This window comes from Glutamicibacter sp. NPDC090743, from assembly GCF_044769125.1.
Taxonomy (GTDB): Bacteria; Actinomycetota; Actinomycetes; order Actinomycetales; family Micrococcaceae; genus Glutamicibacter.
On record NZ_JBIVXE010000002.1, the window covers coordinates 549,214 to 561,571 of the forward strand.

General features: G+C 55.3%; 10 protein-coding genes. 1 reads left to right on the forward strand and 9 read right to left on the reverse strand.

The features are described from left to right. Positions 1-2,200: 2,200 nt before the first annotated feature. The 9 genes from ACIQTS_RS05980 to rpmH all read right to left on the reverse strand — a co-directional run bounded on the left by ACIQTS_RS05980 (position 2,201) and on the right by rpmH (position 10,372). Positions 2,201-2,548, reverse strand: a complete 348-nt coding sequence (locus tag ACIQTS_RS05980; protein ID WP_402472036.1) for an ATP-binding protein — start codon at positions 2,546-2,548, stop codon at positions 2,201-2,203. A gap of 2,206 nt (positions 2,549-4,754) precedes the next feature. Further along, positions 4,755-5,948 carry a ParB/RepB/Spo0J family partition protein gene (locus ACIQTS_RS05985; RefSeq protein WP_400289706.1) on the reverse strand — a complete coding sequence of 398 codons (1,194 nt, stop codon included), beginning with the start codon at positions 5,946-5,948 and terminating at the stop codon, positions 4,755-4,757. 198 nt (positions 5,949-6,146) lie between these two features. Then, positions 6,147-7,070: a ParA family protein gene (locus tag ACIQTS_RS05990; protein WP_105658699.1), complete on the reverse strand. Its 924-nt coding sequence runs from the start codon at positions 7,068-7,070 to the stop codon at positions 6,147-6,149. 177 nt (positions 7,071-7,247) lie between these two features. Then, on the reverse strand, positions 7,248-7,889 hold the full coding sequence (gene rsmG / locus ACIQTS_RS05995; protein WP_402472040.1) for a 16S rRNA (guanine(527)-N(7))-methyltransferase RsmG: 642 nt from the start codon (positions 7,887-7,889) through the stop codon (positions 7,248-7,250). Positions 7,890-7,935: 46 nt separating this feature from the next. Next, positions 7,936-8,463, reverse strand: coding sequence for a R3H domain-containing nucleic acid-binding protein (locus ACIQTS_RS06000; protein ID WP_133833763.1), 528 nt, complete (start codon positions 8,461-8,463; stop codon positions 7,936-7,938). 2 nt (positions 8,464-8,465) lie between these two features. Next, a complete protein-coding gene (yidC, locus tag ACIQTS_RS06005; RefSeq protein WP_400289703.1) occupies positions 8,466-9,440 on the reverse strand; it encodes a membrane protein insertase YidC in 975 nt (324 codons plus the stop codon). Further along, positions 9,440-9,817, reverse strand: coding sequence for a membrane protein insertion efficiency factor YidD (gene yidD, locus ACIQTS_RS06010; protein WP_105662201.1), 378 nt, complete (start codon positions 9,815-9,817; stop codon positions 9,440-9,442). Before yidD ends, yidC begins: the two co-directional genes overlap by 1 nt. Next, positions 9,817-10,170: a ribonuclease P protein component gene (rnpA, locus tag ACIQTS_RS06015; RefSeq protein ID WP_105658694.1), complete on the reverse strand. Its 354-nt coding sequence runs from the start codon at positions 10,168-10,170 to the stop codon at positions 9,817-9,819. Before rnpA ends, yidD begins: the two co-directional genes overlap by 1 nt. Before the next feature lie 64 nt (positions 10,171-10,234). After that, positions 10,235-10,372, reverse strand: a complete 138-nt coding sequence (rpmH, locus tag ACIQTS_RS06020) for a 50S ribosomal protein L34 (RefSeq protein WP_075972541.1) — start codon at positions 10,370-10,372, stop codon at positions 10,235-10,237. A gap of 516 nt (positions 10,373-10,888) precedes the next feature. Between rpmH and dnaA the strand changes: the two genes are divergently transcribed. After that, positions 10,889-12,325, forward strand: coding sequence for a chromosomal replication initiator protein DnaA (dnaA, locus tag ACIQTS_RS06025; protein ID WP_105658693.1), 1,437 nt, complete (start codon positions 10,889-10,891; stop codon positions 12,323-12,325). Positions 12,326-12,358 lie beyond the last annotated feature (33 nt).

Consider the following 12,358-nt stretch of genomic DNA (forward strand, 5'->3'; position numbering starts at 1 on the left):
TGAATAGTTCCTTCGAACCGGGATAAAAGCAGGAGCGGGTTGAGCCGGGTTTGCGAAGACTCTAGTGAACCTATTTCACCGCTAATCCTCCTACTCTCTTGGATTGAAGGTTGTGATCCTTTTGAATTTCCCTTCGCTCACCTTGCTCATGAGCGGGATCTGGAGCACTGCCGGGCCGCTCATGCCCGACAGGGCTCCCGGAGACCCATACATCCGCCTAGGACGCGCTTCTGCGGCCTCATAAGTCACTCCTAAGGCTTTTTGGCCATCTGTTGCCTCGACCCCTCCCTAGGGCCTTGGCTTCATTTCCTCCTGTCAGCTGCTGGCGTTGAAGTGGTTGGACGATCGTATCCAGGCTTCACCTTCCGCGCGTATGGGACCAAGGGTCAAGTTATCCCTCGGCATCTCGCGACGCTCTTACTTTCCTGCACGCCGTGCGTGCCCGCCTGGTTTTTGGCGCTGGAACGAACTTCCTCATGTCCGCGCCGCAAGCCGCAGACTGATCACTGTCCTTTCACGTAGGCACCGGCCAGACAGGTCCTCTCCGGCGCTCGTACAGGCCTACGCATGTATTCAGCAAGCTTCTTATGCCTCATCTCAGCAAAGGCTGTCAGCCTGCGGGTAGTGGGTATAGCATCATTAGCTATTCATTTCGGGGGCGGGGTGCCCAGGTCGTGCGTGGCCGCTCCATTCTGTGCAACGTCAAACCTGCATGTGCTTTCAGGTCGTTCTGGTTGTTTCACGTGAAACACCAAGCGCATCGTTGAATTCAGGACAATCAAAGGGCGGTCTAGTTACTGTTTCACGTGAAACACGTTTCGCTTCGCAGACGTCAGCAGGTTCGAAGGACGGTCTGGATTATGTTTCACGTGAAACGTTGCTTCAAGGCAGCTGCTTTCAGTGTCCATGTTGCGGTTCCGCTCCCCACCAGTCGCAGTCGCCGATTCAAGAAATTCGAGAGACGGTGACACGATTTCATGACAGCTCGAACTCGGATTTCTAGAGATCTGGATGTCGGTTCGGCAAGGGTGCGCACCAATGTTAATCCCACACCTGCGTCAGGAATCTTAATGGAGTCGTTGATTCTCATCAGCGTGCCCTGGCTCAGGGTGCGCGTAATGGCTTCGGGAAAAGCTAGTACCACTCCCCCATCGCACGGCATGGCGCATTCGACATAAGAAGTTCCGGTCATGCCCGCAACGCCAACTGAAGATCGCCTTCTTATCGTCAAACGGAATCGGACCTGTACCGTCCAATTCTCCCTACGCCAGCTCGGCATTGGTCAGCAAACCGGACGGTTCTTCGCCCGATATGGATGGTTAGGCGAAGACAGCCTCTCCTCAGGGTGAACCAAGCAATCAGTATTCGCCGAGGCATCAACCTCGGCACCATTGGCCTCACCCCAGCGGACAATCGGCGGATTGGACCTGGTTAGCACCGACTTCTGTTAATAACGATCAGCTGCATCAACGGCCGCAGCACCGAATGGAACGTAATCCACCTTGACGATGATCAACAGTTTGTATTGCATAAGACGCAGCAACCCATGAGTCGATTTCCCTCCGTGATGCGCCGCCACCAACCTTTACGCGCAGCCAGAGCTGTTCATCGAAGAGCATTGGATACCACTGCCGGCAGGCTTTGACACCCAGCGCAATACGCGAGTTAATATTCACCGCCCATGGCGGTCCTCTACAGGTCACGAGCATAGCTGTCGGGATGATCGCCGTCCTGGCCCGGCAGGCTTCACGAGTCCATCCCTCATCATGTGCTGGATCAACATGCTACTTGCACGTCCGACAGATTGATGGCATTTTCATGGCTCTCGCCAACTGCTCAATCGTTTCTTCCGAAGTACGCATTACTGGTCATCATGAAAGTCGTGGATGTCCAGGCAAGGGATTCTATTGCCGGCCGATACCTAGCGTGACGCGACCACGCGGCCGTGGTCGTGGCCAAATAACGGTTGTGCGTCGGATCTTGCTCAACGCACAACGCAGTAATCTGCACATGTGCCGGATCGGTAATCATCTGGTGATTGTGAATATTCGGTGGTTTGAGAGCCACCCAATATTGCGTTTCTGGGCCAGTCGTTATTGTGGTTCAGATCCACCCAATAGTCTCCCTTAGAGCCACCTGCCGGATCATCAGTCCGGCAGGCAGTCCTGAACGAGGATTCCATCGAATCAACGCCCCGTGGCTAATGCTCCGGCCGAGAGTACACCTCACACATGTTGAGCCCACCGGTCTCAACCCAAATCGTATCGTGCACGACATGATCCATGATCGCGTCGGCCAACGCACCAGCGTCCAGCCGGGCACGCCAATCCGATTGCTTGTACTGCGTACAGAAAATGGTGGATGCAGCGTCATACCGCCACCCTATGAGCTCGAAGATGATTCTCAGCAACCCGCCGGCTGGAGGATCCAAAAGCCACTCATCCATCAGCAAGACGCAACCACCGGCGCGCGCGGACAGAATACTGGGTGGCTCAGAACCGCAATACTGGCGGCTCTCGAAAAGTCCAATATTCAGCTTGTCCAGCACCGCGGAGGATCAGCCACCAACAACTGGCCGCAGACCCTCTATCCATGGTCACCGTGGAATCAACAATCCGGCCAATATCTGAAGGATGCACCAAATAATTATTGCGGCCCAGACTCATGCTATAGGTCCTTCTCCATCGTGCCCGATGGCTGAGCCCGGTACTGATGGCATCGAAGGCGAGATGATCATTGTGCCTAGAGCCTACGGCGACCGGTCGATGCTCCGGACCTGGATCGGGCTGAACGGTGTACATTGGCTTTCGGTAGACACCCGTCGAGCTGTTTGCTGAGATTCTGAAGGAAAGAGGATTCAAGCAACTGGTTGCATTCGGTTTACTCTTTGAACTCAGAATCTCTCGGTGGAGCCAGAATGGTCCTGCTAGCCAGCGGCTCGGCAAGCATGGAACTGGCTTCCGTGTCTTTCCTTTTGCTTCCGAATCGCGGATTCACGGTCCCAGATTCTGCTCTTGAGGACCGCGTCATCATCGTCGTTCTAGCTCCACATCCCAACGCTCAGATCCGGGCATTGCCAACTAGGAATCATCAGCGCTTTGAACACCCTCAAATGCGACAGCCTCATCATCAGCTCCGGCAGCATCAGAGCCTGGTCGGATCCGACAGGTGTCCGTAGCTTGGGGAACCACAGATCCACTTGCGCGGCTTGCCCTGATTCGTGGACCAACCGGTCCGCAGGGCCCACGTTCGTGTATTCCGGACATATCAGTGCGACCCGGTTCTTCAACGTGGAGATGGAATTCGTTCATTCGATTCGTTCGTCGATGGCCGTCGCCGGCATGCGCGGATACTCGCAGACCAGCCTGCGGGTTTCTGGTTCGAAAGCGTCAGCGATGGAACCACGCTTCGTCTACAGGTCATTTGCAGACTCGGTGACTGCCAATGCTGAGCATACGGTGTTACGTGGGATGCCAAGTCGCCGCGAGATCGCCGTTATTGGCACGCTTTCTGCTCAATGCAGTCGACGGATCTCTGCGTACTGTTCCACATTGATCCTTCCCTCAGAGTGTCTGTTGAATGGATCAGGTGGGGTGAATATTCAAAAGTCGTTCAATGGTTAGCATTCAGTTAGCGTTGGCACCCCTCCGAACTTGCCCCCGGTTGGTCCTGCCATAAGTCCATAGCGGCCTTCCTTGGCCCTTCACGGCCTTCGTGCGAGCCTTCCTCTCCCCTACCCGACTCCCGGCTCTCGTGGCGTCGCTACACGCCCACCTTGCTGCTCAGAGAGTCATCACGGTATGCCTGACTATCTGATCTTGCTGTTCCAGAATATGCTGTATGCAGTCCTTGCTCAACGCCGTTGCATATCTGCCCTAAGCAAGAACGATGAAACGTACCCTTGGAATCGCCCGATACGGCTTCTCGGTCCAATGTTTTCGGAGTTGTGCTCAGTTGCCGACAGCATCCTGGCTCCCTTGCACATCAGTCCTCGAACAATCTAAGAAGCATGGCTGACACATGCCACTGCGCATTAGATGGAGTAGAGCCAGGCAGGGATAGACCGCGAAAACCATCAGTGTCTCTACTGATCGCACCTTGTGTTCTCCTTCGCACTGGAAGGTAGCCGGAATACTGTGCACCAAATGCGGCACCTATCGCCCCGGATGTCCTACCAAGCAGAATACTGGCTGCCCAAATCCGTATCCGCGGGGGTAGTTCCCGCAGCCAGGCGGGTCGAATCATGCGTTCTATCCTCTTCCCGTTCTCCGTTGAATTCATTAAGTGGAGGCATTTCGGTGACCTAAACTGAATGGCTCGCTGATCCTCAGGAGCAGGCATCGGAGAATGGTTACGAAGCGAGGTGAAGGGCTCGGCTCAGCGATGCGGTGCCAATCCCGAACCTGGTACGGTGTGTCCTGCTTTCTCTACATTTCTGGACAGTGTCGTGGCTACTTCGTGCTCATGCCATCGGCGTGTACGTTCCCTCTTTGATAAGCCAACGGCGGATGCCAACAATCAGTTTTATGCTTGCTGTGGTTCATGATCCATTTGATGCGAAAGCTATGCGGGCACACCTAAGTATCCGTTTATGAACAGCAGCGGTTTCCTACCCACCAACGATTCATCTCCATGTGCCGCCCTCATACTTGGTTGGCAGTAACCTCGCATGGAGTATTTGTTCCACGTGAAACACAGGCTCTAGATACAAGAAAGGCGCATGTTTCACGTGAAACATGCGCCAGTTCATGAAATTACGAGTTCATAGTCGGATCAATAACCTGCATGATGCGGTTCAGATCATCCACCGAAGCGAACTCGATGCTGACTTTGCCCTTGCGGCTGCCAAGCTGAATCTTGACGTTAGTGTCCAAGCGGTCCGCGAGCGAAGTTGCCAGGAAGTCCAGGCGTTCATTGCGCTGGGTCTCTCGCGCCTTCTTTGCTGGCTTTCGTGGCTTGTCGTCACTCAGTGCCACTGCTTCTTCGGTCGCGCGCACGGACAAGCCCTCATTGATGATTCGCTGAGCCAGCTGCTCGATGACTTCGTTGTTCGACAGTCCTAGCAACGCGCGCGCATGACCGGCAGAAAGAACGCCAGCCGCAACACGACGCTGAACGAGTGGAGGTAGTTTCATCAAGCGAATCGTATTGGAAATCTGCGAACGGGATCGTCCGATTCGTTCTGAAAGCACTTCCTGGGTGCAATTGAACTCTTCTAGAAGCTGCTGATAAGCAGCGGCCTCTTCCAGTGGATTCAGTTGTGAGCGATGCAGGTTCTCGAGCAAGGCGTCGCGCAACAGATCGGTGTCATGCGTGTCGCGGATAATGGCCGGGATAGTCGCTAGGCCAGCCGCCTGTGTCGCGCGCCAACGGCGTTCACCCATGACCAGCTCATACGGAGCGTCATCTTTCTCGCGGGAAGGGCGGACCACGATAGGTTGAAGCAATCCAATTTCGCGGATCGAATGGATGAGTTCATCCATGTGCTCCTGATCGAAGTTGGTACGCGGCTGCTTGCGATTTGGGTGAATCAGCTGGACGTCGAGTTCAGCGAACTGTGCGCCAGGAACTTCGACAAGATCGGGAGAGTCTGATTTTACAGGTTGCGGCTCGGTCTTCTTAGGTGCTGGTCTCTCAGCTGATGCGTCTTCCTGAGGTGCAGAGGTATTCTTTCCCCCAAGAGTTGTATTCAAGCCAGGCATAGTTGCGCGAGCGCGCTTTGCCGGCTTTGCGGGAGTGGTTGGCGCCTTAGGTGCCGAAGACTTGCGTCCCGGTTCGAAGAACATATCGACAGGACGTGTAGCGCGCGTCTTCGACGCTTCCGCGGCCGGTTCTACAGGAGCTGTTTCACGTGAAACATTCTGGTTTTCTTCAGGAGCCGCCGTCGCCGGTGAGCTGGAAATAAGGGCACCCAGTCCCCTGCCCAATCCCCGCTTCTTATCTGCCATGTTCTTCGCACGCCCTTTCATCCGAAATTTCAGCCCGAGACTAGTCTACTGTTTTTTGGCTTTGAACCGGGGATGCGCACAGTGCGTCAGCTGTGGCTCTCACCGTACGAATCTCGCATCCGCATCAGATAGATCTGGAAAAACAAACGAAAATCTAAGGGGATGATCTTTTTCAGCGTGAAACGTATTTATAAGGTCTTAAGCGCCTCGTTCAGCCATCTCTACGGCTGCTTCGGAGTACGACAATGCACCAGTCGAATTTGGATCATAAGTAATGACGGTCTGCTGGTAGCTCGGCGCTTCAGAGATTCGTACCGAACGAGGGATGACGGCCTTGAGCACCTGCTCTGGGAAGTGCTCACGGACTTCGTTGGCGACCTGCGCGGCCAAATTCGTGCGACCGTCGTACATGGTCAGCAGTATCGTCGAAACCGTCAGCTTGGAGTTCAAATGCTTCTGGATCATTTCAATGTTCTTCAGTAACTGGCTCAGGCCCTCGAGCGCATAGTACTCGCACTGGATAGGGATGAGAACTTCACGAGCGGCAACGAAGGCGTTAACGGTCAGCAGGCCTAGGCTTGGTGGGCAGTCGATGAAGACGTAGTCCAAGCGAGGCAGCCCCTTGCGCTGGCGGGTACGCGCGTAGTCATCCAGGGCGCGCTGCAGGCGCTGTTCGCGGGCTACTAATGAAACCAACTCGATTTCAGCGCCTGCCAGGTGAATGGTTGCAGGAGCGACCTGCAGGGTTGGCAAGTCTGGGCATGTGGCTACTACGTCAGCCAACGGAAGATCATTGATTAACACGTCATAAATGCTGTCTACTTCAGCGTGGTGTTCAATGCCCAGCGCGGTAGAAGCGTTGCCCTGCGGGTCGATATCAATGACCAGGACGTTTAGCCCGCCCTTGGCCAGGGCGGCGGCAAGGTTGACCGTGGTCGTCGTCTTGCCTACGCCACCCTTCTGGTTGGAAATGGTGAAATAGCGGGTCTTCTCAGGCATTGGCACCTTGCGGGCCTCCAAAGCTTCGCGACGACGATGTTCACTAGCTATCTGAGTAGCCAAAGGCGAGGACGAGTCGTTGAAATCAAACGCGCTATCCGATGAATCCTTAGTCTTAGACAAAGGTAAAACTCCTCCTCGTGAATTGATGCACCTAATGCTCATGGCGTGCACCGATAATGTTTCACGTGAAACATTCAAAACAAGTCATGCAGATTGCGAAATGGCTTCATCCTCGAAAACTATGAGGATGAAAGCCATTTCGCTTCTATAACTATTTAACAGACTATCGCGTCAACCTTAGCCAACCTTGATGCGAACCACCGTGGTTGGCTCTGCAAGGATGCTTTCGCCCACAGTGAGCACTTCGGTTTCCCTGCCGCCAAGCTTGCGGATCGCCTTGGTAGCCTTAGCGATCTCTTCGACAGCGGAGCGGCCCTTGATGGCGATGAGCTCGCCCTGTCCGTGTAGCAATGGAATAGTCAGTCCAGCCAAGTTGGTCAGAGCAGATACGGCACGGGCCGTGACATAGCGTGCGTTGACGACGTCGACCATCTGCTCTGCACGGCCACGCATCACGGTGACGTTGTCCAGACCCAGATCATCGATAACCTCGGAGAGCCAGATGCAGCGGCGCTCCAGAGGCTCAATAAGCGTCAATTTGAGGTCCGCGCGGGCGATTGCCAAGCAGAGCCCTGGAAGGCCAGCACCGGAGCCTACGTCGGCTACCTCAGCGTCCTTCTCCATGGCCTCTTCGATCACGGCGCAGTTGAGCACGTGACGGGACCACAGACGGGGTACTTCCCGTGGGCCAAGAAGCCCGCGCTCAATGCCCGAGGTCGCCAGATGCTCCACATAGCGCTTGGCAAGATCCAGGCGGTCACCGAAGATCTTCTCGGCAGCCAGGGTCTCTTCTGCAGTAAGGCTGAGGTCCTCAGTCATGGTCGTTGGTCCTTAGGTCGATCAGCACGCTCTCGCGTGATGGTTCTTAGCTGTCCAGTACCGAAATAACGATATGGCGTCGGGTCGATTCACCCTCGGATTCCGAGTGCAGTCCTGCATCGGCGATCACGTCGTGCACGAGCTTGCGCTCGTAGGCGCTCATTGGATCCAAGTGGGTCTTCTCGCCGGTTTCGCGTACCGACGCAATAGCATCTTCAGCGATCTTGCGGAGCAGTTCTGCGCGCTCTGCGCGGTAGCCGGCAATATCCAGGATCAAGCGCGAACGTTCACCGGTAGCAGTGAGCACTGCCAGCCGGGTGAGTTCCTGGAGGGCATCGAGGACTTCTCCATCCTTGCCTACGAGGCTCTCCAACGAGGCGTCTGCGTCCTCGGCAAGGATCGAGATGTAGGTGCGGCCACCGCGGATCTCGATGTCGATATCGCCGTCCAGATCTGCAATGTCCAGAAGCTCTTCGAGGTAGTCGGCGGCGACGTCGCCCTCGTCCAGAACTTCCTGGTCGTCTTCGATCTGGTTTTCCAGTTCTGGTGCGTCGATGTTCTCAGTTGCAGTCATGGCTACTTCTTCTTTCGACGGTTCTTGCGCTGCGGCTGTTCACGCTGGCCCTTGGCCTGTTGCTCCGCCGCGGCGGCGGCAGCGGCGTCAGCGTCTTCCTTCTTCACGCCTACTGGAGGCAGGCCCTTGGCGGCGCGGCGAACGTTAAGTTCGCGCTCTGCTTCCGAACCAGGGGTCGGGTTGTTGCGGATAACCCAGAACTGCTGGCCCAGGGTCCACAGGTTCGAAGCGGTCCAGTAAATCAGCACACCGATTGGGAAGTTGATACCACCGATACCGAAGACCAGGGGCAGGATGTACAGCATCATCTTCTGCTGCTGCATGAACGGGCCCTCGAGGGCCTCCTTGCTCATGTTCTTGGTCATCAGCTGTCGCTGGGTGAAGAACTGCGATGCGGTCATTGCAAGGATCATGACCACCGCAACGATGATCACTGCCCAGTTGATGGCACCGGAATTGATGGTGCCCAAGAAGGTCTCGGACAGCGGAGCGCCCAGGATCGAGGAATTGTCGAAGCTGCGGATGTGCTCAGCGGACAGAGCGCCGATCGAACGTCCATCATCGCTGGCGCGGGAGGCTTCGTTCAGAACGCGGAACAGCGCGAAGAAGAACGGCATCTGCACGAGCAGGGGCAAGCAGGAAGACAGCGGGTTGGTCTTATGCTTCTTGAACAGCGCCTGCTGCTCCTGAACCATAGCCTGGCGCGACATCTGGTCGGTCTTGCCCTTGTACTTGGCCTGCAGCTTGCGCAGATCAGGCTGCAGTGCCTGCATCGCGCGCTGGGACTTGATCTGCTTGACGAACACTGGGATCAGCAAAGTACGGATCAGCAGCACGAGGAAGATGATCGACAAGGTCCAGGTAACACCCGAATCCCCGTTCATTCCAATCGCGGTGAACAGTTCGTGGAATGCCCACAGAACCCACGAGACTACGTACGTAAACGGAGTCAGTATCGTGTCTAGGAAGTTGTTCATCAGTGGTCGAGCTCCTTGCGGCCGCTTTCCGCGGCGTCTTCATCGTCGGGAATCACAGGATGATTCAGAACTATGATCCTCGGCAGTTTGCCTTCTGGCCAAATCCTCGGTCCCTCAGGAACGTGGTCGACGCCTCCGTGGGACCACGGATTGCATCGGAGAATCCGCCAAGTGGTCAATCCGGCGCCTTTGACAACGCCGTGCTGAGTCACTGCTTCGAGCCCATAGGCAGAACAGCTAGGAAAGTATCGGCATACATCGCCATATAGTGGCGAGATGAGTTTTCGGTAAGTCTTGAGCAGCCCGATAACGATGTTGCGTGGGATATCGATGATGAACCACAGCAAACCGGTACGCGGAGCTAAGTCCTTACGCATCAGCGCGCCTCAATCTTGCGCAAAACAGCGGAGAAGGCTGAATTGACCTGGGAGTTGAGTTCTTCCCAAGAGAGTTCGGCGGCGCCAGGAAGTGCACGGAAGACGAAATCGACGTCGCCGTCCACGCGCCGCAGCTCGTGGGCGATTTCCCGCATTCGTCGTTTGGTGAGGTTCCTTTTAACGGCAATACCTACAGCCTTGGAAACAATGAATCCAAACCTGTCACCAAGGAACTCTTCGGTTTCTCGGTGCCGTGCATATAGCACGACGTTCCGGCGTCCGCTTCGGACGCCGGAACGTACAGTGGCTGTAAGGTCTTGCGCTAGGCGCAGTCGCTGATTCTTAGGCAACATCGGCTTCGGGTTGCTCTTTAGCTGAGCTCGTTGAAGTCATGCTGCCAAGAGCTGTTTCGCAAATTTATGCGGACAGCTCGGTGCGACCCTTGCCGCGACGTGCCGAAAGGATGGCACGACCTGCACGGGTACGCATACGAAGGCGGAAGCCATGCTTCTTCGAACGACGACGGTTGTTAGGCTGAAAAGTCCGCTTGCTCACGGTGACACTCCAAAACGTTTTAGATGATGCGTACTACCCGTTACTAGCTAGCTGGATAACAACAGGATGACGCTCGTGCTTTTTATAAAATGCGCTTTTTTCGCGGGCTCTTCCAAAAATGAGCAAGTCGCAAAAAGATGCGCATAGGACTGAATAACAATAGAAAACTATGCGCGCAAGGTCAAATTGGCGCAAGAGTTCTGCCCATGCTCCCTGCTTCGAGAGTCGGCCTGTGAATAATCTACCCCAGACTTGTGGATTAAGGCTGTGCATAACGAAAGAAAATTCACAGTTTTCCGCAAAACAGCTAGTCATCTCGCAGCGAAAAACGCTTGATTTCAAGGGAAAACCCGTTTTCCACAGTAATAACACCCGGTTTTTCCACGGAGCTGTGCATAACTGTGTGGATGATGGATAGAATCAATGCAGACGTGGTCCAGAAAACGACGTTTTAGAAGCCTGGAAACAGGATTCTTGTGACCAAGATTGCATTTAAACGGAAGCGGGGCGCCCTTAGTGAGCAGCGACGAAACCAATAGCATTGGTAGCTCTTGGCGCCAAGTCATCCGGAAGATCGAGGATGATGATCGCGTCAAGGCGCGTTACCGTGCCTTCGTATCGCTGGCTAAACCTCAGGGACTAATCGGTACGACGCTCTTAGTTGCGGTACCCAATGACCTCACCCGCGATATTCTGCAGACTCAGCTGCGCGAGCCGCTGGATGAAGCACTGCGAGAAGTCTTCCAGGACGAGATCCGTTGCGCCGTCAGCGTTGATCTCTCGCTCTCGGATGAGCTCGAAGAAGATGAGCCTGAAGCCAAAGCCGCCGCGCCGTCAGCTCCAGCAGTCGTTGAGACTCCTGGTCCGCGCCCCCAGCCAGCACCGCAGCCAACTCCCCCATCGAATTCGCAGGAGTTCGGCCGGCTGAACCCGAAGTACATTTTCGACACCTTCGTGATCGGCTCATCGAACCGCTTTGCCCACGCCGCAGCCGTTGCTGTTGCCGAAGCGCCGGCCAAGGCCTACAACCCGCTGTTCATCTATGGTGATTCAGGTCTGGGCAAGACTCACTTGCTGCATGCCATTGGCCACTACGCACGCCATCTCTACAAGGGCATCCGCGTGCGCTACGTTAACTCCGAAGAGTTCACCAATGATTTCATCAACTCGATCCGCGACGACGAGGGCGCAAGTTTCAAGCAGACTTACCGCAATGTCGACATTCTGCTCATTGACGACATTCAGTTCTTGGCCAACAAGGACGCTACCCAGGAAGAGTTCTTCCATACCTTCAATGCGCTGCACAACCACAACAAGCAGGTTGTCATCACCTCTGATCTGCCTCCCAAGCAGCTGCAGGGATTCGAAGACCGCATGCGTTCGCGCTTCGAGTGGGGCCTGCTGACCGATATTCAGCCACCAGAGCTGGAGACGCGTATTGCGATTTTGCGTAAGAAGGCCGACGCCGAAAATCTTTCAGCTCCAAGTGATGTCATGGAGTACATTGCTTCGCGTATTTCCACGAATATCCGGGAACTCGAAGGTGCTTTGATCCGTGTCACCGCTTTCGCGTCGCTGAATAACCAGCCCGTGGACCTTGCATTGGCCGAAACCGTGCTCAAGGACTTGATCAGCGAAGACGGGGCCCAGGAAATCACGCCGTCGACCATCATCAAGCAGACCGCAGAGTACTTCGGACTGAGTATTGATGAGCTGAACAGCAAATCGCGAACTCGTACTTTGGTCACCGCGCGCCAGATCGCCATGTACTTGCTGCGTGAGCTTACCGACATGTCGTTGCCGAAGATTGGTGCAGAACTTGGCGGCCGCGACCACACCACCGTGATTCACGCAGATCGTAAGATCCGTGAGCTCATGGCCGAGCGTCGAGCGATCTTTAATCAGGTCACCGAGCTAACCAACCGGATTAAGCAGAGCCAGCGGGAGCACTAGCGGCGAGAAATCACAGGTGTGGATAAGACTGTG